We start from the raw sequence: 20,452 nt of genomic DNA, 5'->3' as shown, positions 1-20,452 counted from the left end.
CCAGATCAGCCAATTGGAACGGAGACCATGATGAACCAGGTCGTCACCAATCCAATCCAGCCCATCCTCGAGATCGAGAACCTCTCCATCTCCTTCTTCACCCGTGCCGGCGAGATCCCGGCGGTGATGGACTTTTCCTGCACCGTCATGCCGGGCGAGGCGATGGGCATCGTCGGCGAGAGCGGCTGCGGCAAGTCGACCGTGTCGCTCGGCATCATGCGCGACCTCTCCAACATCGGTAAGATCGTCGGCGGGCGCATCCTGTTCCAGGGCAAGGACATGGGCGAGATGTCCGAGGCCGAGCTGCGCGCCGTGCGCGGCAACAAGATCGCCATGATCTACCAGGAGCCGATGGCGAGCCTCAACCCGGCCATGAAGATCGGCAAGCAGCTGATGGAAGTGCCGCTTATCCACGACAAGGTGTCGAAGGAGGAGGCCTACGGCAGGGCGCTCGACATGGTGCGCGCGGTCAAGCTGCCCGATCCCGAGCGCATGATGCGCTCGTTCCCGCACCAGCTCTCCGGCGGCCAGCAGCAGCGCATCGTCATCGCCATGGCGCTCCTGTCCAAGCCGGCGCTGCTCCTGCTCGACGAGCCCACCACCGCGCTCGACGTCACCGTCGAGGCCGGCATCGTGCAGCTGGTCAAGGGGCTCGGCAAGCAGTTCGGCACCTCGATGATCTTCGTGTCGCACAATCTCGGCCTGATCCTCGAGACCTGCGACCGCATCACGGTGATGTATTCGGGCGAGGCGGTCGAGACCGGTTCGATCAGGGACGTGTTCGACCGCATGCGCCACCCCTACACGCAGGGGCTGTTCCGCTCGATCCCGCTGCCCGGCGCCGACAAGAACGAGCGGCCGCTGGTCGCCATCCCCGGCCAGCTGCCCTTGCCGCACCAGCGGCCCAAGGGCTGCAACTTCGGCCCGCGCTGCCACCACTTCGTCGAAGGGCTGTGCAACGCCGCCGAGATCCCGATGATCCCGGTCGCCGGCCATGACGGCCATTTCAGCCGCTGCGTGCGCTTCAACGAGATCGACTGGGCGGCACTTCCGCCCGGCGCCAAGGCGGGCCAGGAGCCGGTCAAGCCGGGCGCGCCGGTGCTCAAGGTCGACGACCTCAAGAAATACTACCGCGTCGGCGGCAACGAGGTGTTCGGCGGCGGCGAGGGCAGGGTGGTCAAGGCCAACGAGACCGTCAGCTTCGAGGCGCGCGAATCCGAGACCGTCGCCATCGTCGGCGAGAGCGGCTGCGGCAAGTCCACGCTCGCAAAAGTGCTGCTCGGCCTGGAGACCGCCAGCTCCGGCAAGGTGGTGCTCGGCAACAAGGAGATCCAGTCGACCGGCATCGAATCCCGCGACGTCGGGACCGTGTCGTCGATCCAGATGGTGTTCCAGAACCCGTTCGACACGCTGAACCCCAGCCATTCGGTCGGCTCGCAGATCATCCGCACTCTGGAGAAATTCAAGGTCGGCAGGAACGCCGCCGAGCGCAAGCAGCGCATGCTGGAGCTGCTCGACCTGGTCAAGCTGCCTCGCGCTTTCGCCGAGCGCATGCCGCGCCAGCTCTCGGGCGGCCAGAAGCAGCGCATCGGTGTCGCCCGAGCCTTCGCCGGCAACGCCCGCGTCGTCGTTGCCGACGAGCCGGTGTCGGCGCTCGACGTCTCCGTCCAGGCGGCGGTCACCGAGCTTCTGATGGACATCCAGCGCAAGTCGAAGACGACGATGCTGTTCATCAGCCACGACCTGTCGGTGGTGCGCTACATCGCCGACCGCGTGGTGGTCATGTATCTCGGCCACATCGTCGAGCAGGGCACGACCGACCAGATTTTCTCCCCCCCCTATCACCCCTATACCGAGGCCCTGCTCTCGGCGATCCCGATCGCCGACACGTCGGTGGTCAAGAAGCACATCGTGCTCGAGGGCGACGTCCCCTCGGCGATGAACCCGCCGTCGGGCTGCCCGTTCCAGACCCGCTGCCGCTACAAGTCCCAGGTGCCCGGCAATCTGTGCGAAACCCAGGTGCCGCCGGTGCGCGACATGGGCGGCGGCCACCAGATCAAGTGCCACCTGCCGCAAAGCGCCTTCGATGCCATGGAGCCGGTCATCAGCCTCGGCAAGGGCGCTGCCCCCGGCGCGCACGACATCACCCCCGAGGCGTGAGGGGAGAGGCCGTCGGCCTGGACCTGTCGTGGTTTCCACGCGGTCGGGATCAGCAACCCGACGAGGCGCCGGCATTCGTCATCCCAGGGCAGAGCAGGCGCGTCAGCGCCGTCGCGGAGACCTTGGGATCCATGCCGTGAACTCTGTTCGCGCGTGGACATCTTTTCCACGGCCGGGTGATTTTTCTCTCTCCAGCGCGCCATTCCTTCCGGGGGCATTCGGCACTTTCGGCGACCACGCCTGGCCAGCCAATCGCATGTGAACCTACCCCCACCCCTGACCCCTCCCCACAAGGGGGAGGGGAATTCTGCGGCACCGCCGTCGCGCCAACCGTCAACGATCTTGGCCGCAAGGGCGGCAAGCAAGTCCCCCTCCCCCTTGTGGGGAGGGGTCAGGGGTGGGGGTATGAGGCTGGTCAAATCCTCAAATCCCTTGCGGTATGAAAGTCGGGGTGAGACGCCGGAGCTGCCAATCTCCCCCTTGCGGGGGGTGAGGAGTGGTCGCCGAAGGCGACGAAAAGCCAATTGCTTGGCTTTTCGAACGACGAACGCCGGCAGGGCAGAGGGGGGTGGGACGGAATGAGACGCTGAAGGTCTGCGTCGTGAACCGGCTCAGGATGTCCGCCAATTTGTCAGGAACTCTGTCAGCAATGTGCGTGGAGAAATCCACCCGTTTTTCCACCCCCTGCAAAACCTCCCGTATCCTTGTGTCATCGCCCTTGTCGGGACCTGGTGCGCACCGGGTGTCAGGAAGGGCGGCGGTGACCTCCCGCCACGGCTGCGGTAGCCGTGGCTCCGAGGGCCCGTCGACAGGCCGGCGTCGTCCGGCGCGCGCCGCAAATGGCGGGTGCCGGAGGGTGCGGAGAAGCCGCGGGTTCAGGCCACGAAAAGACCGTGGGACGGACCTGTGACCGGCCGACCGAGGGACAGACACCGGGCGGGGCGCGGGGTTCGCGCCACGTATCAATCTATCGGACGGCTCGGCCGCGCGCCCCGCTTCCCGAACCACCTCCCGGCAAGGGAGTGTTCTTTGACAATGGCCAGGCGCGAAAGCGAGCGTGGCAATGGATAGGTATGTGGGACAGCACCCCCCTCTGGGCTGCCGCCCATCTCCCCCACAAGGGGGGAGATCGGGCCGTCACCGAGGTCCCGGCCAATCACCAGCGTTGCAACAGAATTCCTTAAGAGTCGGTAGAAAGGGGCGAGGCGTTGAAGCTGCCAATCTCCCCCCTTGTGGGGGGTGAGGAGTGGTCGCCGAAGGCGACGAAAAGCCAATTGCTTGGCTTTTCGAACGACGAACGCCGGCAGGACAGAGGGGGGTGGGAAGGAATGAGACGGTCGCGACGTCTCCCTTCCCCTCGAGGGGAGGGTCGATCCGCGCAGCGGATCGGGGGTGGGGTCGCCCGAGGCAGTGCTCGACTTTTCTCCCCACCCTCGATGGGGGAGGTGCCGAGCGGAGGGGGTAACGCAACAAGCACGTGGAGGAGACTGTGGAAGCCGAACGGTCCTCGACGCCACACACCACCGCGAATCCTTCCCCGACGGAACCGGCCAGCCTCGATTGCCCTAATCATGACTAGAATAATCATATTATTTTCCAGCAAAATCAGTCGCTTATCCAAAAATTTGACCGATTGATAAAAAAACAGAAAGTGCTACGCTTCCTCAAAACCAATAAAAACTGGGGAACTGGAATGGCAGAAGGTCTTTTCAAGGAAGGCATCGTCGGCGGCCGCCTTGACACCGCTCAATACGCCGAGAATTTCTCCGACCTGCACCCGCCGCTCGACAACCACGAGGCGCTGGTCGAGGCCGATCGTTGCTATTTCTGCTATGACGCGCCGTGCATGCAGGCATGCCCGACCTCGATCGACATCCCGATGTTCATCCGCCAGATCGCGACCGGCAATCCGCTGGGATCGGCCAAGACCATCTTCGACCAGAACATCCTCGGCGGCATGTGCGCCCGCGTCTGCCCGACCGAGACGCTGTGCGAGGAGGTCTGCGTCCGCGAGGTGGCCGAGGGCAAGCCGGTGCAGATCGGCCGCCTGCAGCGCTACGCCACCGACGTCGCGATGGAGGAGGGCAAGCAGTTCTACGGTCGCGCCGCCTCGACCGGCAAGAAGGTCGCCGTCGTCGGCGCCGGCCCCGCGGGGCTTGCCGCCGCCCACCGGCTCGCCCGCCACGGCCATGAGGTGATCATCCTCGAGGCACGGCCCAAGGCCGGCGGCCTCAACGAATACGGCATCGCCGCCTACAAGAGCACCGACGACTTCGCGCAGGCCGAGGTCGACTACGTCACCGCCATCGGCGGCATCAGGACCGAGAACGGCAAGGCGCTCGGCCGCGACTATCATCTCGCCGACCTGACTGCGTCCTACGACGCCGTGTTCCTGGGCCTCGGCCTCGCCGGCGTCAACGCGCTGCGCGCCGAGGGCGAGGACGCCGACGGCGTCGCCAACGCGGTCGACTTCATCTCGACCCTGCGCCAGGCGAGCGACCTTTCGAGCCTGCCGGTCGGACGCCGCGTCGTCGTCATCGGCGGCGGCATGACGGCTATCGACGCCGCCGTGCAGTCCAAGCTGCTCGGCGCCGAGGAGGTGACGATCTGCTACCGCCGCGGCCAGGAGCACATGAACGCTTCCGTCTTCGAGCAGGATCTCGCCGCCGCCAACGGCGTCGTCATCCGCCACTGGCTGCAGCCGAAGAAGGTCATTTCCGAAGGCGGCAAGGTCACTGCCATCGAGCTCGAATACACCGCCATGAAGGGCGACAAGCTCGCGGGCACCGGCGAGACCGTGCGGCTCGCCGCCGACCAGGTGTTCAAGGCCATCGGCCAGAGCTTCGAGCCGTCGGCGCTCAACGGCAGCGGCCCGTCGGTCGCCATGGAAGGCGGCCGCATCAAGGTCGATGGCGAAGGACGTACTTCGCTCGCCAAGGTCTGGGCCGGCGGCGACTGCATCGCCGGAGGCGACGACCTGACCGTCTCGGCCGTGGCGCAAGGGCGCGACGCGGCAGAATCCATCAACCGCGCCCTGATCGGCTGAGGGAGGACAAGATGGCAGACATTCGCAACAACTTCGTCGGCATCAAGTCGCCCAACCCGTTCTGGCTGGCCTCTGCGCCGCCCACCGACAAGGCCTACAACGTCGAGCGCGCCTTCAAGGCGGGCTGGGGCGGCGTCGTCTGGAAGACGCTGGGCGAGGAAGGCCCGCCCGTCGTCAACGTCAACGGCCCGCGCTACGGCGCGATCTGGGGTGCCGACCGCCGCCTGCTCGGCCTCAACAACATCGAACTGATCACCGACCGCGACCTGCAGACCAATTTGCGCGAGATGAAGCAGGTCAAGATGAACTGGCCGGATCGGGCGCTGGTCGCCTCGATCATGGTGCCGTGCGAGGAAAACGCCTGGAAGGCGATCCTGCCGCTGGTCGAGGAGACCGGCGCCGACGGCATCGAGCTCAACTTCGGCTGCCCGCACGGCATGAGTGAGCGCGGCATGGGCTCGGCGGTCGGCCAGGTGCCCGAATATATCGAGATGGTGGTGCGCTGGTGCAAGCAGTACACGCGCATGCCCGTCATCACCAAGCTGACGCCCAACATCACCGACATCCGCAAGCCGGCGCGGGCGGCGAAGGCGGGAGGCACGGACGCCGTCTCGCTGATCAACACCATCAACTCGATCACGGGCGTCGACCTCGACAGCTTCGCACCCCAGCCGACCATCGACGGCAAGGGCAGCCATGGCGGCTATTGCGGCCCGGCCGTGAAGCCGATCGCCATGAACATGGTGGCCGAGATCGCCAGGGACCCCGAGACGCGCGGCCTGCCGATCTCGGGCATCGGCGGCATCACCACCTGGCGCGACGCGGCGGAGTTCATGGCGCTCGGCGCCGGCAACGTGCAGGTCTGCACGGCTGCCATGACCTACGGCTTCAAGATCGTGCAGGAGATGATTGCCGGCCTCGAGAACTGGATGGACGAGAGGGGCCACCGCTCGCTCGACGACATCGTCGGACGTGCCACGCCCAACGTCACCGACTGGCAGTATCTCAACCTCAACTACGTCGCCAAGGCGCATATCGACCAGGACGCCTGCATCAAGTGCGGCCGCTGCCACATCGCCTGCGAGGATACCTCGCACCAGGCGATCACCAGCATGGTCGACGGCGCCAGGCACTTCGAGGTGATCGAGGAAGAGTGCGTCGGCTGCAATCTTTGCGTCAACGTCTGCCCGGTCGAGAACTGCATCACCATGGAGCCGCTGGCAGCAGGCGCCATGGACAAGCGCACCGGCAAGCCGGTGTCGCCGACCTACGCCAACTGGACGACGCACCCGAACAACCCGATGGCCAAGGCGGCCGCGGAGTAGGGAGCCGAGGGCCGGGATTGAGCGGGAGCATCTCGGGGGCGGCCTCGACCCCGAGAGAAACCGTTTCAGCCCTTCGGCCTGAGCCCTTCGAGGAAAAGCTGTTCGAGGAAGCGGGCGGCATCCTCGAAGCGGCCGTCGCCGCCGCGGTCCTGGCCGAGCACGGCGCGGACCTGGACGTCGAAATCGGCGTAGTGCTGGGTCGTGGCCCAGATGGCGAAGATCAGGTGCCAGGGGTCGGTCCTGGCGATCTTGCCCGACCGCATCCAGCCCTTGATGACCTCGACCTTCTCGTCGACCAGTTCCTTCAGCTCGCCTTCCAGCATCGGCATGATGCGGGGTGCGCCCTGCAGGATTTCGTTGGCGAACAGCCGGCTCTCGCGGGGATAGTCGCGCGCCATTTCGAGCTTGCGGCGGATGTAGCTCCTGAGCTCGGTCATCGGGTCGCCGATGTTGTCGAGCTCCTTCAGCGGCGCCAGCCAGGTGTCGAGCAGGCGGTGCATCAGCGTCTCGTGGATATCTTCCTTGCGGCGGAAATAATAGAGCAGGTTGGGCTTGGACATGCCCGCGGCCTCGGCGATCTGGTCGATGGTCGAGCCGCGGAAACCGTTGGCCGAAAACACCTCGAGTGCCGCCTCGAGGATGACCTCGCGCTTCTCCTTCTGGATGCGGGTGCGGCCGCGCGGTGTCGAGCCTTCCATGGTCATGGCGTCCCGCATTCGAGAGTGGACAGCGATCGTATCTGGACCAATCCGCTGGACCAGTTCTTGCCGACCTGTGGAGCGCGCCTCAGAAGCCGCATTTCCGGTAGTAATCCCTTGACCGCGAATGCGGCGGTGCTAACGTTTGTCCAATCGGTCAAAAAATTGCGTAGCATGAAAACGCACCGAAGACCAAGCGTTGGCCGTACCGAAACAGGGGAAGAAAGGAAAGCTTGGTCATGTCGGACAGGCTAAAAGTTACGCCCAACGATCTCAGCGCATTCTGGATGCCGTTCACCTCGAACCGGCAGTTCAAGCAGGCGCCGCGCATGATGGTTGCGGCCAAGGACATGCATTATACGGCCAGCGACGGCCGCAAGATCCTCGACGGCACCGCGGGTCTCTGGTGCGTCAATGCCGGCCACTGCCGGCCCAAGATCACCGAGGCGATCCAGCGACAGGCTGCCGAGCTCGACTATGCGCCGGCCTTCCAGATGGGACATCCGATCGTCTTCGAACTGGCCAACCGCCTCGTCGACATCGCGCCCAAGGGCATGGACCATGTGTTCTTCACCAATTCCGGTTCGGAATCGGTCGACACCGCGCTGAAGATGGCGCTGGCCTACCATCGCGTGAAGGGCGAGGGCTCGCGTACCCGCCTCATCGGCCGCGAACGTGGCTATCACGGCGTCAATTTCGGCGGCATCTCGGTCGGCGGCATCGTCACCAACCGCAAGATGTTCGGCACGCTGCTCACCGGCGTCGACCATCTGCCGCACACCCACCTGCCGGGCAAGAACGCCTTCACCAAGGGCGAGCCGGAGCATGGCGCGGAGCTGGCCGACGAACTCGAGCGCATCGTCACCCTGCATGACGCCTCGACCATCGCCGCCGTGATCGTCGAGCCGGTCGCCGGCTCCACCGGCGTGCTGATCCCGCCGAAGGGCTACCTGCAGAAGCTGCGCGACATCTGCACCAAGCACGGCATCCTTTTGATCTTCGACGAAGTCATCACCGGCTTCGGCCGTCTCGGCACGCCGTTCGCGGCCGACTATTTCGGCGTCGTACCCGACATCATCACCACCGCCAAGGGCGTCTCCAACGGCGTCATCCCGATGGGCGCGGTGTTCGTGAAGAAGGAAATCCACGACGCCTTCATGACCGGCCCCGAGCACATGATCGAGTTCTTCCACGGCTACACCTATTCGGGCAACCCGATTGCCTCGGCCGCGGCACTCGCCACGCTCGACACCTACAAGGACGAGGGGCTGCTCACGCGCGGCGCGGAGATCGGCGCCTATTGGGAAGAGGCGCTGCATTCGCTCAAGGGCGAGCCGCATGTCATCGACATCCGCAACATCGGCCTGATCGGCGCGATCGAGCTTCAGCCGATCGCGGGCGCGCCGACCAAGCGTGCCTTCTCGGCCTTCGTGAAGGCATTCGAGCGCGGTGCGCTGATCCGCACGACGGGCGACATCATCGCGCTGTCGCCGCCGCTGATCATCACCAAGGGCCAGATCAACGAACTGATCGATCACGTCCGCGAGGTGCTGAGGATGATCGACTGACGCATCCGTCCGAAGATCGGGTTCGGTCTTCGGCGATGCGATTGAAGATGTTGGAGCGTCTGTCGGCGTCAAAGTGGACGCACATCGCTCTGGAGCTTGAACCCGCAGGGTGTCCGTGCTCTGCGGGTATCGCTCCGACGAAGATGGGAGCCCCGTTCCGAAGGCGTGGGGCTCCGGGCGAAAGCCGACCGAAGGAGATCCGGCGCCGGGAACCGCTGGGGTTTCCGGGCAGAACAAGAAAATGAGAGGACGTTTGCGATGGCCGCCCCCGGCGAAAATCTGCGAATCAATTCAGAGCGTTTGTGGGATTCGCTGATGGAGATGGCGAAGATCGGCCCCGGCATCGCCGGCGGCAACAATCGCCAGACCCTGACCGACGAGGACGGCGAGGGCCGTCATCTTTTCAAGAAATGGTGCGACGCCGCCGGGCTCGACATGGGCATCGACGAGATGGGCACGATGTTCGCCCGCCGCGAGGGCACCGATCCCGACGCGTTGCCGGTCTATGTCGGCAGCCATCTCGACACCCAGCCGACGGGCGGCAAGTTCGACGGCGTGCTGGGCGTGCTGGGCGGGCTCGAGGTGATCCGCAGCCTGAACGACCTCGGCATCAAGACCAAGCACCCGATCGTCGTCACCAACTGGACCAACGAGGAGGGCACCCGCTTTGCGCCGGCCATGCTTGCGTCGGGCGTGTTCGCCGGCGTGCTCGAACAGGACTGGGCCTACGAACGCAAGGATGCGCACGGCAAGCTGTTCGGCGACGAACTGGAGCGCATCGGCTGGAAGGGCACCGAGAAGGTCGGCGCCCGCAAGATGAAGGCGTTCTTTGAACTTCACATCGAGCAGGGGCCGATCCTCGAGGACGAGGACATCGACATCGGCGTGGTCACCCACGGCCAGGGGCTGAAGTGGCTGCAGGTGACGCTGACCGGACGTGAGAGCCACACCGGCTCGACGCCTATGCCCAAGCGCCGTAACGCTGGCCTCGGCATGGCGCGCGTGACCGAACTGGTGCACGAGGTGGCGATGGACTACCAGCCGGACGCCGTGGGCGCGGTCGGCCACATGGAGGTCTATCCCAACTCGCGCAACATCATTGCAGGCCGCACCGTGTTCACCATCGACATCCGCTCGCCGGAGAAGGAGGTGCTCGACACGATGGACGCGCGCATCCGCGAGGGCATCGCCACAATCTGCGAGGCGCTGGACATCTCCTACGAGGTCGAACAGGTCGGGCATTTCGATCCTGTCGCCTTCGACAAGGACTGCGTGAAGGCCGTGCGTGATGCGGCCGAGCGGCTGGGCTACAGTCACCGCGACATCGTCTCGGGCGCCGGCCACGACGCCTGCTGGATCAACCGCGTGGCGCCGACGGCCATGGTGTTCTGCCCGTGCGTCGATGGCTTGAGCCACAACGAGGCCGAGGAAATCTATCCGGAATGGGCCGCCGCCGGCTGCGACGTGCTCTTCCACGCCGTGGTGGAGACGGCGGAGATCGTGGAGTGAGGTTTTGGGCTCATACCCCCACCCCTAACCCCTCCCCACAAGGGGGAGGGGAATTCGTCACCGTTGAGCCCTTCCTATGCCGACACGAGGTTGAAGGTGGTGTGATGACGGCGCGACGCCAGGCCTCCCTCCCCCTTGTGGGGAGGGATTGAGGGTGGGGGTCTCTGTCATGGCTCCAACCGCAATCGATCCGGCAGCGATAAAGCGCGCCAGATCGTTGCGCAGGAACATGACGGAAGGCGAGCGCAAGTTGTGGTCCGAACTGAAGGAGTTCCGCCGGCTCTATGGGCTTCAAGCTCGAAAGCAGGCGCCAATCGGGCCCTACATTGCCGATTTCGTTCTGCGTGAGAAAGCGGTCGTTATCGAGGTGGATGGCGAGCACCATTTCAGGGCGGAACAAATGGAAAGGGACCGCGCACGCGATATCTGGTTTCGTGAACAGGGTTATCGCGTGCTCAGGTTTTCGACTGGAGAACTGGCGGATTCATTCGACGGGTGCGTCGAGGAGATTCTGCGCGAGGTGAATGTGATGTGAGTTTTCGGAACGCCGGCCCCTGGCCCTTCTGGAGCAGTGTGCGGCGATCCTAGGTAGATCTGAACCAATGCCGAAGCGCTCGCAAAGAAGCGCGGCAATACAAGGGGAACTAAAATGACCAAGGTCATCAGAAACGGCACCATCGTCACGGCCGACCGGACGTGGAAGGCCGACGTGCTGATCCAGCACGGCAAGATCGTCGCCATCGGCGAGAACCTGCATGCCGACCACGAGTTCGATGCCACCGGCTGCTACATCATGCCTGGCGGCATCGACCCGCACACCCATCTCGAAATGCCGTTCATGGGCACCTATTCGGCCGACGACTTCGAGAGCGGCACGCGCGCTGCCCTTTCCGGCGGCACGACGATGGTGGTGGATTTCTGCCTGCCCGCGCCCGGCCAGTCGCTGCTCGAAGCGCTGCAGATGTGGGACAACAAGACCTCGAAGGCGTGTTCCGACTTCTCGTTCCACATGGCGATCACCTGGTGGGGCGAGCAGGTGTTCAACGAGATGGCCGAGGTCGTCGACAAGGGCATCACCTCGTTCAAGCACTTCATGGCCTACAAGGGCGCGCTGATGGTGGACGACGACGAGATGTATGCGTCGTTCAGGCGCTGCGCCGAACTCGGCGCGCTGCCCCTGGTGCATGCCGAGAATGGCGACGTGGTCGCGCAGTTGCAGCAGAAGCTGATGGCCGAGGGCAACAACGGCCCCGAGGCGCACGCCTATTCGCGTCCGCCCGAGGTGGAAGGCGAGGCGACCAACCGCGCCATCATGATCGCCGACATGGTGGGCTCGCCGCTCTACGTGGTGCACACCTCCTGCGAGCAGGCGCATGAAGCGATCCGCCGGGCGAGGCAGAAAGGCATGCGCGTCTTTGGCGAGCCGCTGATCCAGCACCTGGTGCTCGACGAGACCGAATATTTGAACAAGGACTGGGACCATGCGGCGCGCCGGGTGATGAGCCCGCCCTTCCGCAACAAGCTGCACCAGGACTCGCTGTGGGCCGGCCTACAGGCGGGCTCGCTGCAGGTGGTGGCAACCGACCATTGCTCGTTCACGACCCAGCAGAAGCGCACCGGCGTCGGCGACTTCACCAAGATCCCCAACGGCACCGGCGGCCTCGAGGACCGCATGCCGGTGCTGTGGACCAAGGGCGTCAACACCGGCCGGCTGACGATGAACGAGTTCGTGGCGGTGACCTCGACCAACATCGCCAAGATCCTCAACATGTACCCGAAGAAGGGCGCCATCGTCGAAGGGGCCGACGCCGACATCATCGTGTGGGATCCCAAGCGCAAGAAGACGATCGCGGCCAAGAGCCAGCAGTCGGTGATCGACTACAACGTCTTCGAGGGCATCGAGGTGACGGGCCTGCCGCGCTTCGTCTTCACCCGTGGCGAGCTGGCGATCCAGGAGCACGAGGTCAAGGCGCATCCAGGCCACGGCGAGTTCGTCGCCCGCGAGCCGCATGCAGCGGTCAACCGGGCGCTGTCGCAGTGGAAGGAGATCACTGCGCCGCGCAAGGTGGAGCGCACCGGCATCCCGGCGACGGGCGTGTGATCACTCGCTCCTGGTGGTTTCGATAGAGGCGGGGGCCTTCCGATGGCACCGGAAACCGTCACGTCCAGGCGACAGTTTTACAGGCACTTTTCTTTTGGCGCGCTTATCGGAAGTGTGTTCGCCGGAATCTGGGCTGGTGGGGCTATGTTGATGCTCCTCAATGTCAATTCAATGACGGAGCTGCCATGGCATGCGGCTGGTTCGGCTTTTGTGAGCATGGTGATTGCCATCTTCTGGACTATTCCTATGAGTGTGGTCGTCGGTCCGGTCGTCTTTGTGGTGGCCATAGTAGGGCGCAGTCGCCCGCTGCCGGGCTCTTTAGGGGTTATGGGGTTGGGTGCCGCCGTCGGCTTGACGATTGGATTGCTGCTCGTTTTGCCCGATGTCTTCTCCCGTGGGGCTGTGTTTCTTCTGCGCAGCTTGCCGGTCGTCCTGGCCGGAATCGTGGGTGGAATGGTTGGCGGGGCCGCGTATCGGGCACTTTATGTCTACCGTTGTCCGGACGACGGGCATGGTCGGCAAGGAGGTCTCGTTTGACCAATCAGGGCTCCACGGCAAAAGGCCGGCCGTGTCCTGCGTTTAGAAAAAGTCTCGATCAAGTGGACGCTTCCCTCATCTTCGGAGAGGATGGCACTATGTGGGGTAAAGTCGGGCAATGCTCATGACAGTCAATCAAGCCACGGCGACCAGCGTCGAACAGAACGCCGTCGTCGAAGCCAGAAAGCTGGGGCTGACCTTCCAGACCAATGACGGCCCGGTGCGGGCGCTTTCCAACGTCGACCTCACCATCAACAAGGGCGAGTTCGTCTCCTTCATCGGCCCTTCGGGCTGCGGCAAGACGACGTTCCTGCGCGTCATCGCCGATCTCGAGAAGCCGACAGAAGGCGCGATCTCGATCAACGGCATGTCGCCGGAGCAGGCGCGCGAGGCGCGGGCCTATGGCTACGTGTTCCAGGCGGCGGCACTGCTGCCGTGGCGGACCATCGAGCGCAATGTCGGGCTGCCGCTCGAGATCATCGGCCTCTCCAAGGCCGAGCAGCAGGAGCGCATCAAGCGCACGATGGATCTCGTCAACCTTTCCGGCTTCGAGAAGAAGTATCCCTGGCAGCTCTCCGGCGGCATGCAGCAGCGGGCGTCGATCGCGCGCGCGCTCGCCTTCGATGCCGACCTGCTCCTGATGGACGAGCCGTTCGGCGCGCTCGACGAGATCGTCCGCGACCACCTGAACGAACAGTTGCTGCAGCTTTGGCGGCGGACCAACAAGACCATCTGCTTCGTCACCCACTCGATCCCGGAAGCGGTGTACCTGTCGACCCGCATCGTGGTGATGTCGCCCAGGCCCGGGCGTGTCACCGACGTGATCGAGTCGACGCTGCCGCGCGAGCGGCCGCTCGACATCCGCGAAAGCCCGGAGTTCCTGGCGATCGCCGCTCGCGTGCGCGACGGGCTCAGGGCGGGGCACAGCTATGAGGATTGAGGCGAGGACTCGCGGCGAGGCGTTACCCCCACCCCTAACCCCTCCCCACAAGGGGGAGGGGGATTCTGGCGCGCATGCATCCGATGAAGGGCGCAGGCGGGGGCGCATTTTTTCCCCTCCCCCTTGTGGGGAGGGGCTAGGGGTGGGGGTATTCTTGATGCCTTCGGGAATTGGACAATCAACGATCTCCCGCGCGCGCCGGCTACGCAGGGGCATGTCCGATGGCGAACGCAAGCTCTGGTCGGAGCTTCGGGAGTTCAGGCGCTGGTATGGTGTCCATGTGCGCCGGCAGGCGCCAATCGGTCCCTATGTCGTCGACTTCGTGATCCACGAGAGTGGTCTCGTCATCGAAGTTGACGGCGAGCATCATTTCACTCCCTCGGGGCTGTCGCGAGATCGGGTGCGCGACGACTGGCTGGCCGCTCAAGGCTACAAGGTTCTTCGTTTCAACACTGGTGAACTCGAGGCGTCGTACAACGGCTGCATCGAGGAGATATTGCGGGAGCTTGGTCTGATGCGTGACACCCCCACCCCTAACCTCTCCCCACAAGGGGAAGGGGGACGAGGGTAGCGCCATGGACCGTGTCAGAGACAAGATCATCCCGGTTCTGACTATCCTCGCGGCGCTCGTCGCCGTTTGGTACGTGGCGGCCATGTTCATGAACGCGCCGTTCCAGCGTGACCTCGACCGGCGCTCGGGCGAGACGCCTGGGACCGTCGAGTTCATCGGCAAGACGCTGTCGCAGCCGAAGCCGACGATGCCGGCGCCGCACCAGGTGGCGCAGAATTTCTTCGAGAATACCTTTCTCCGTAAGGTCACCAGCAACCGCAGCCTCGTCTACCATGCGTGGGTGACGCTGTCGTCGACGCTGCTGGGCTTCGCCTTCGGCACCGCGCTCGGTATCCTGATCGCTGTCGGCATCGTGCATGTGACGGCGCTCGACCGCAGCCTGATGCCGTGGATCATCGCCTCGCAGACCATCCCCATCCTGGCGGTCGCGCCGATGATCATCGTGGTGCTGGCGGCCATCGGCATCACCGGGCTGATCCCCAAGGCGCTGATCTCGACCTACCTTTCGTTCTTCCCCGTCGCCGTCGGCATGGTGAAGGGCCTGCGTTCGCCCGAGATCATGCACCTCGACCTGATGCACACCTACAATGCCAGCCGTTCGCAGACCTTCTGGAAGCTGCGCGCGCCCGCCTCGGTGCCGTTCCTGTTCGCCTCGATGAAGGTGGCGGTGGCGGCGAGCCTCGTCGGCGCGATCGTCGGCGAGCTGCCGACCGGCGCGGTTGCCGGCATCGGCGCCAAGCTGCTCGCGGGGGCCTATTACAGCCAGACCATCGATATCTGGGCGGCACTGGTCGCCGGCTCGGTGGTGGCGGCGATGCTGGTCGTGCTTGTCGGGCTCGTCGGCAAGCTGGTCGAACGGTCCATGGGCGGGAGGCCGGCATGAGTTTTTCGAGACTGTCCTGGCAGGTCGGGCTGGCCCTGGTGCTGTGCGCCGTGGCCATGACCACGATGCCCATGTTGGCGGCCGAGGCCGCAGAACCGATGTCGAACGGCACGTCGACCTTGATCATCGGGCTCATCGCGTTGAGCGCTGTCGCCTCCTTCGCCATGTTTTCGGGCGCCGCCAGTGCCGCCGTGCTTTTCTTTGGAGCACACGGGGCTGCCTGGCTGCTGATTGCGGGCATTGCCGGCAATGAAGGCATGGCGCGCATGCCCTATTTCCTGCTGCTGGCCGCCGCATGGCTGCTCGCCTGGCGCTGCGTTGCCGAACTGTCGGCGATGAAGCCGGCGAAGCGGCAGGTAAAGACCCTGCTCAGGCTCCTGATCCCGGCGATCTTCGGCGCCTGGATCCTGATCATCTGGGAGGCGGTGACGCGCGGCGCGGGCATCCCGTTCATCCTGCTGCCGCCGCCGAGTTCGGTCGCAGCCCGCATCGCAAGCTCGCTGCCGATCCTTGCCGCGGACGTGCAGCAGACGATCTTCAAGGCCGTGCTGTTCGGCTATGTCGTCGGCTGCGGGGCGGGGTTCGCCGTCGCGATCCTCGCCGACCGTGTGGCCTTCCTGCGCCGCGGGCTCCTGCCCATCGGCAACATGGTGTCGGCGCTGCCGATCATCGGCGTGGCGCCGATCATGGTGATGTGGTTCGGCTTCGACTGGCAGTCGAAGGCGGCCGTGGTCATCATCATGACGTTCTTCCCGATGCTGGTGAACACGGTCGCCGGTCTCACCGCCTCGGGCCACATGGAGCGCGACCTGATGCGCACCTATGCGTCGAGCTACTGGCAGACGCTGTTCAAGCTGAGGCTGCCGGCCGCGGCACCGTTCATCTTCAACGCGCTGAAGATCAACTCGACGCTGGCCCTGATCGGCGCCATCGTGGCCGAATTCTTCGGCACGCCGGTCGTCGGCATGGGCTTCCGCATTTCGACCGAGATCGGGCGCATGAATGTCGACATGGTCTGGGCGGAGATCGCGGTTGCGGCTCTGGCCGGCTCACTCTTCTATGGCATGGTCGCCCTCGCTGAGAGGGCAACCACATTCTGGCATCCGTCCGTCCGTGGTGGACGGGCGTGACCTAAGCTCCGGGGGCGGGGCCGCGGTCCAACTTCAGAGGGAAAAGAAGATGAAAAGACTTGTGGTTTCACTGATGGCGGGGGCGATGTCGCTGGCCGCGGTGCAGGCGATGGCAGCGGAGAAGGTGACGCTGCAGCTCAAATGGGTGACGCAGGCGCAGTTCGGCGGCTACTACGTCGCCAAGGACAAGGGCTTCTACGAGGAGGAAGGCCTCGACGTCGACATCAAGCCGGGCGGTCCCGACATCGCGCCGGAGCAGGTGATCGCCGGCGGCGGCGCCGACGTCATCGTCGACTGGATGGGTGGCGCGCTGGCGGCCCGCGACAAGGGCGTGATGCTGGTCAACATCGCCCAGCCGTTCAAGAAGGCCGGCATGCAGCTGGTCTGCCCGAAGGACGGCCCGGTCAAGACGGAAGCCGATTTCAAGGGCAAGACGCTGGGCGTCTGGTTCTTCGGCAACGAGTATCCGTTCTATGCCTGGATGAACAAGCTCGGCATCCCGACCGAGGGCGGCAAGGACGGCGTGACCGTGCTGAAGCAGAGCTTCGACGTGCAGCCGCTGATCCAGAAGCAGGCCGACTGCATCTCGGTGATGACCTACAACGAGTACTGGCAGCTGATCGATGCCGGCTACAAGGCGGAAGACCTGACCGTCTTCAACTACTCGGCCATGGGCGTCGACCTGCTCGAGGATGGCCTCTACGTGATGGAGGACAAGCTCAAGGACCCGGCCTTCGAGGAGAAGATGGTCAAGTTCGTCCGCGCTTCGATGAAGGGCTGGAAGTATGCCGTCGACAATCCCGATGAGGCGGCCGAGATCGTGGTCGAGAACGGCGGCCAGGACGAGAACCACCAGAAGCGCATGATGGGCGAGGTGGCCAAGCTCATCGACAACGCCGACGGCAAGCTGATCGAGGCCGCCTACGAGCGCACCGCCAAGGCGCTGCTCGACCAGAAGATCATCACCAAGGAGCCCTCGGGCGCCTGGACCGCGGCCATCACCGACAAGGCGATCAAGTAAGGCTCGCCGCAGGGATGCAAGGAGAGGGGCGGGCGACCGCCCCTTTCTCTTTGGCGAGCCTGTCGAACCACGGGATTTGGAGCAGGCAGGGTGTCGTGCCTGGCGCGCCCTCGTGGTTCGCCTGGCTCACCATGAGGGCCGCTGAAGCGTCCGCGCGACTTCGGGCTGCTGAACGTCCGCGCTACTTCGCCAGGGTGTAGAAGGTCAGCGTACGGGGCTCGCCCTTGGAATAGTTCATGCCCTCGATGCGTCCGAGTTCCCTCAGTGCGGCAGCACCGCCCGGCACGGCGTCGAGGAAGCGCTTGGTTTCGGCCGCCGAGACGACCGCGATGGCGCAGGCCGGATCCTGGGCGAGTACTTCGGCCGCGTCCTTGCCGTTGCCGAGCAACGTATTTGTGCCGGCGAGGAAGACGAGGCTCGGCTCGCCATAGCCGGCGGATGCGAGCCGCGAGGTGGGGCAGGCCTTCAACTGATCGAATTGTGCGGCGATCTGCGGGCTGAGCCACAGGGGCCGCAGCGGCGGCAATACCTTCCAGGTGAGGACGCCGAAGGCGGCTGCCGCGGCGGCGGCGGCAAAGCCGGTGCGCCGGAGCGGCGACATGTCCTTCGGCATGCCGGCGCCGAGGGCGGCGGCGACCAGCACCAGCAGGCCGGCGAGCTGGCCCCACCAGGAATACTGGCCGAGGAAATAGGGCGTGACCCCGGTGGCGATCGCCGCCAGGCCGGCGCTGACGCCGATCACGCCGAAGGCGCAGACGCGGCGCAGCCAGAGCTGCCAGCGCGGCTGGACGATGCCTGACGCCACCGGGTCGGTCAGCGACCAGGCCATCAGCAGGATCAATGCCGGATAGGCCGGCAGCGCATAGTGCGGCAGCTTGGTCGGGATGAGCTCGATGGCGATCCAGTAGGGCAGGTACCAGGCGAGGCAGAACAGCAGCCGCGGATCGTCGCGGAAACGGTTGAGCGCCTTGAGCCCGCCGTCCAGCGCCGCCAGGGCAAAGGGCCACATGAACACCGAATAGGTGAGGAAGTAGTAGCCCGGCGGGAAGCCGTGGGATTCCTGGCCGGAACCGACCTTGCTGAGCAGGTCCTTGCCGACCGATTCCTGCCAGAACTCTGCGCCGGTCTTGATGGTGATGAGGACCAGCCAGGGGGCGGCGACGAGCAAGGTCAGCAGGAGGCCGGTGAAGGGGCGCAATTTGCGCAGCCAGGCGCGGTCGCGGTCAAAGATGGCGAGAGCTGCGATGGTAAGCACGCTGAGGAAGGGCACGACCGGGCCCTTGATGAGCAGTGCCAGGCCCTGGGCGAACCAGAACAGCCAGTTGGCGTGGCCCTTAGGCCTGCCGGCGCGATGGCCGAGATAGATGGCGGCGAGCGCCCCTTGGGCGAGGAGGGCCGTGGCCAGCAATGTCGCATCGGTCTTGGCGATGCGCGCCTCGATGCCGAGCACCAGCGCTCCGGCGAGGCCGAGCCCGGCGATCAGGCCGGCGGTGCGGCCGAACATGCGGTCGCCGACGAAGGCGAGTGCCAGCACCGAGAACGTTCCGGCAAGCACGGAGACGAGCCGGTAGACCCAGATCGGCGCGTCGCTGCCCTGGCCGCTGGCGAGGACCGCGGCCGACTGCAGCCAGTAGATGCCGGCCGGCTTCTTGTAGCGCGGTTCGTCCTGGAAGCGGATGTCGACGTAGTCGCCGCTCTCGACCATCTGCTTGGTGGCCTGGACGAAGCGCGATTCATCGCGGTCGGTCGGCGGCAGCGAGGCGATGCCCGGCGCGAAGGCGAGCAGGCAGAAGACGGCGAGCAGCAGATAGTTGAGCGGCGTCAGTGCCTTGCGCTGCTTCTCGGAGAAATTGATTCCGGCGTGCCGCATGCCACCGGTCACTCCGTCTGCGCCATGGCGGCGCGGCGCTCATTGGCGATCAGCCAGAGATTACGGATGTAGATGAACAGGCCCAGCCCCTGGCCGGCGATGAACACCGGGTCCTGCCTCTGGATGGCGTAGATCAGGAGCAGGGCGCCGCCGCCGAGCGAGAAGAACCAGAAGGCGACCGGCACGACCGAGCGCTTGGCGCGCTCGGATGCCAGCCACTGCACCACGAAGCGCATGGTGAACATGCCCTGGGCGATGAAGCCGAGCAGGATCCAGCCGTCGAACTGGGCGACGAAGACGTCGTGCAACCAGGTGCCGAGTTCGGAAATGAAGGTCATTGGCCAAGCTCCGTGACCGTCGGCACGACCCTGCGGCGGCGGCGCAGCCACCAGACCCCGGTGAGGTCGAGGATGCCACGCAGGCCGCGATCGAGGATGCCGTAGTTTGATTTGCCGTGACGGCGCGAACGGTCGACGACGTCGACATGGACGACGGCGCGGCCCTCGCGGATGACCAGCGCCGGCAGATAGCGGTGCCAGCCATCGAAATAGGGCAGCTGGCGGAACAGTTCGGTGTGCAACGCCTTGAGCCCGCAGCCGGAATCGCGCGTGCCGTCGCGCAGGATCCGCTCGCGCAAGCCATTGGCGAAACGCGAGGAGAATTGCTTCAGCTTGGTGTCGGTCCGCTTGAGCCGCTGGCCAGCGGCGATGCCGACCCCGGGGCCGGCCGCGGCAAGCGCGTCGGCTAGCCTGGGCAGATAGGCGGGATCGTTCTGGCCGTCGCCATCCATGGTCACGACGATGGCGCCCCTTGCGGCGAACACGCCGGACCGGACCGCCGCACTCTGGCCGGCCGAGCGGTCGTGGCGGACGTGACGCAGGCGGCCGGCGGACCCGGCAAGGTCGGCGAGCACCTGGGGCGTGCGGTCGGTCGAGCCGTCGTCGACGACGATCACCTCGTAGTCGCGCCCGTCCATCGCCGCGTGAACCTCGCCGATCAGGATCGGCAGGTTGTCGGCTTCGTTCTTGCACGGAATGACGATCGATATCATCAGCTTGCCTGGAGAATGTCGGAACAATGCGGGGAAATGCGC

At 65.2% G+C, this 20,452-nt stretch carries 17 protein-coding genes; 13 read left to right on the top strand and 4 right to left on the bottom strand.

Translation table 11 applies throughout. The annotated features are described in order from the left end of the window. Positions 1-30: 30 nt before the first annotated feature. The 3 genes from J2X50_RS02860 to preA all read left to right on the top strand — a co-directional run bounded on the left by J2X50_RS02860 (position 31) and on the right by preA (position 6,531). The gene (locus J2X50_RS02860; protein WP_429091269.1) at positions 31-2,160 is read left to right on the top strand and encodes a dipeptide ABC transporter ATP-binding protein; all 2,130 of its coding nucleotides are present in this window, start codon (positions 31-33) and stop codon (positions 2,158-2,160) included. Between the two features lie 1,693 nt (positions 2,161-3,853). Continuing rightward, entirely contained in the window at positions 3,854-5,206 is a 1,353-nt protein-coding gene (locus tag J2X50_RS02855; RefSeq protein ID WP_429091268.1) for an NAD(P)-dependent oxidoreductase, read from the top strand. An 11-nt stretch (positions 5,207-5,217) separates the two neighbouring features. Next, a complete protein-coding gene (gene preA / locus J2X50_RS02850; protein ID WP_429091266.1) occupies positions 5,218-6,531 on the top strand; it encodes an NAD-dependent dihydropyrimidine dehydrogenase subunit PreA in 1,314 nt (437 codons plus the stop codon). Between the two features lie 65 nt (positions 6,532-6,596). Here preA and J2X50_RS02845 read toward each other — a convergent pair whose 3' ends face one another. Continuing rightward, positions 6,597-7,229, bottom strand: a complete 633-nt coding sequence (locus tag J2X50_RS02845; protein ID WP_429091264.1) for a TetR family transcriptional regulator C-terminal domain-containing protein — start codon at positions 7,227-7,229, stop codon at positions 6,597-6,599. 239 nt (positions 7,230-7,468) lie between these two features. Between J2X50_RS02845 and J2X50_RS02840 the strand changes: the two genes are divergently transcribed. From J2X50_RS02840 to J2X50_RS02795, 10 genes are all read left to right on the top strand, one after another. Further along, positions 7,469-8,797, top strand: coding sequence for an aspartate aminotransferase family protein (locus J2X50_RS02840; RefSeq protein ID WP_429091262.1), 1,329 nt, complete (start codon positions 7,469-7,471; stop codon positions 8,795-8,797). A gap of 258 nt (positions 8,798-9,055) precedes the next feature. Further along, the gene (locus J2X50_RS02835; protein ID WP_429091260.1) at positions 9,056-10,306 is read left to right on the top strand and encodes a Zn-dependent hydrolase; all 1,251 of its coding nucleotides are present in this window, start codon (positions 9,056-9,058) and stop codon (positions 10,304-10,306) included. Between the two features lie 169 nt (positions 10,307-10,475). Further along, on the top strand, positions 10,476-10,841 hold the full coding sequence (locus J2X50_RS02830; protein WP_429091258.1) for an endonuclease domain-containing protein: 366 nt from the start codon (positions 10,476-10,478) through the stop codon (positions 10,839-10,841). A gap of 114 nt (positions 10,842-10,955) precedes the next feature. Continuing rightward, positions 10,956-12,407, top strand: coding sequence for a dihydropyrimidinase (gene hydA / locus J2X50_RS02825; RefSeq protein ID WP_429091256.1), 1,452 nt, complete (start codon positions 10,956-10,958; stop codon positions 12,405-12,407). Between the two features lie 42 nt (positions 12,408-12,449). After that, entirely contained in the window at positions 12,450-12,944 is a 495-nt protein-coding gene (locus J2X50_RS02820) for a hypothetical protein (protein WP_429091254.1), read from the top strand. A gap of 118 nt (positions 12,945-13,062) precedes the next feature. Further along, entirely contained in the window at positions 13,063-13,884 is an 822-nt protein-coding gene (locus J2X50_RS02815; protein ID WP_429091252.1) for an ABC transporter ATP-binding protein, read from the top strand. After that, entirely contained in the window at positions 13,874-14,455 is a 582-nt protein-coding gene (locus tag J2X50_RS02810; RefSeq protein ID WP_429091250.1) for an endonuclease domain-containing protein, read from the top strand. The genes J2X50_RS02815 and J2X50_RS02810 overlap by 11 nt, the downstream gene beginning before the upstream one ends. Positions 14,456-14,459: 4 nt before the next feature. Beyond that, positions 14,460-15,338 carry an ABC transporter permease gene (locus tag J2X50_RS02805; protein ID WP_429091248.1) on the top strand — a complete coding sequence of 293 codons (879 nt, stop codon included), beginning with the start codon at positions 14,460-14,462 and terminating at the stop codon, positions 15,336-15,338. After that, complete coding sequence (locus J2X50_RS02800) at positions 15,335-16,468, top strand: ABC transporter permease (RefSeq protein WP_429091246.1); 1,134 nt, start codon at positions 15,335-15,337, stop codon at positions 16,466-16,468. The genes J2X50_RS02805 and J2X50_RS02800 overlap by 4 nt, the downstream gene beginning before the upstream one ends. A 49-nt stretch (positions 16,469-16,517) precedes the next feature. After that, positions 16,518-17,489: an ABC transporter substrate-binding protein gene (locus tag J2X50_RS02795; protein WP_429091244.1), complete on the top strand. Its 972-nt coding sequence runs from the start codon at positions 16,518-16,520 to the stop codon at positions 17,487-17,489. 181 nt (positions 17,490-17,670) lie between these two features. On the opposite strand, the gene J2X50_RS02790 is transcribed toward J2X50_RS02795, so the two are convergent. Genes J2X50_RS02790 through J2X50_RS02780 form a run of 3 tightly spaced genes read right to left on the bottom strand, consistent with a single transcriptional unit; the run spans position 17,671 to position 20,410 of the window. Continuing rightward, on the bottom strand, positions 17,671-19,359 hold the full coding sequence (locus J2X50_RS02790; RefSeq protein WP_429091242.1) for an ArnT family glycosyltransferase: 1,689 nt from the start codon (positions 19,357-19,359) through the stop codon (positions 17,671-17,673). 8 nt (positions 19,360-19,367) lie between these two features. After that, positions 19,368-19,697, bottom strand: coding sequence for a lipid-A-disaccharide synthase N-terminal domain-containing protein (locus tag J2X50_RS02785; protein ID WP_340038697.1), 330 nt, complete (start codon positions 19,695-19,697; stop codon positions 19,368-19,370). Beyond that, positions 19,694-20,410 (bottom strand): glycosyltransferase family 2 protein, encoded by a 717-nt coding sequence (locus J2X50_RS02780; RefSeq protein ID WP_429091240.1) that lies wholly within the window; start codon positions 20,408-20,410, stop codon positions 19,694-19,696. The genes J2X50_RS02785 and J2X50_RS02780 overlap by 4 nt, the downstream gene beginning before the upstream one ends. Positions 20,411-20,452: the final 42 nt, after the last annotated feature.

It is taken from the genome of Aminobacter sp. BE322, assembly GCF_050433525.1.
Taxonomy (GTDB): Bacteria; Pseudomonadota; Alphaproteobacteria; order Rhizobiales; family Rhizobiaceae; genus Aminobacter.
This window is presented reverse-complemented; position numbering and strand designations above follow the sequence as displayed.

Coding starts and splice junctions, on each gene's coding strand:
- J2X50_RS02840 (WP_429091262.1), top strand. CDS start 7,469: ATGTCGGACAGGCTAAAAGTTACGCCCAACGATCTCAGCGCATTCTGG.
- J2X50_RS02785 (WP_340038697.1), bottom strand. CDS start 19,697: ATGACCTTCATTTCCGAACTCGGCACCTGGTTGCACGACGTCTTCGTC.
- J2X50_RS02820 (WP_429091254.1), top strand. CDS start 12,450: ATGGCACCGGAAACCGTCACGTCCAGGCGACAGTTTTACAGGCACTTT.
- J2X50_RS02815 (WP_429091252.1), top strand. CDS start 13,063: ATGCTCATGACAGTCAATCAAGCCACGGCGACCAGCGTCGAACAGAAC.
- J2X50_RS02835 (WP_429091260.1), top strand. CDS start 9,056: ATGGCCGCCCCCGGCGAAAATCTGCGAATCAATTCAGAGCGTTTGTGG.
- J2X50_RS02845 (WP_429091264.1), bottom strand. CDS start 7,229: ATGGAAGGCTCGACACCGCGCGGCCGCACCCGCATCCAGAAGGAGAAG.
- J2X50_RS02805 (WP_429091248.1), top strand. CDS start 14,460: ATGGACCGTGTCAGAGACAAGATCATCCCGGTTCTGACTATCCTCGCG.
- J2X50_RS02795 (WP_429091244.1), top strand. CDS start 16,518: ATGAAAAGACTTGTGGTTTCACTGATGGCGGGGGCGATGTCGCTGGCC.
- J2X50_RS02830 (WP_429091258.1), top strand. CDS start 10,476: ATGGCTCCAACCGCAATCGATCCGGCAGCGATAAAGCGCGCCAGATCG.
- hydA (WP_429091256.1), top strand. CDS start 10,956: ATGACCAAGGTCATCAGAAACGGCACCATCGTCACGGCCGACCGGACG.
- J2X50_RS02855 (WP_429091268.1), top strand. CDS start 3,854: ATGGCAGAAGGTCTTTTCAAGGAAGGCATCGTCGGCGGCCGCCTTGAC.
- preA (WP_429091266.1), top strand. CDS start 5,218: ATGGCAGACATTCGCAACAACTTCGTCGGCATCAAGTCGCCCAACCCG.
- J2X50_RS02810 (WP_429091250.1), top strand. CDS start 13,874: ATGAGGATTGAGGCGAGGACTCGCGGCGAGGCGTTACCCCCACCCCTA.
- J2X50_RS02790 (WP_429091242.1), bottom strand. CDS start 19,359: ATGCGGCACGCCGGAATCAATTTCTCCGAGAAGCAGCGCAAGGCACTG.
- J2X50_RS02780 (WP_429091240.1), bottom strand. CDS start 20,410: ATGATATCGATCGTCATTCCGTGCAAGAACGAAGCCGACAACCTGCCG.
- J2X50_RS02800 (WP_429091246.1), top strand. CDS start 15,335: ATGAGTTTTTCGAGACTGTCCTGGCAGGTCGGGCTGGCCCTGGTGCTG.
- J2X50_RS02860 (WP_429091269.1), top strand. CDS start 31: ATGAACCAGGTCGTCACCAATCCAATCCAGCCCATCCTCGAGATCGAG.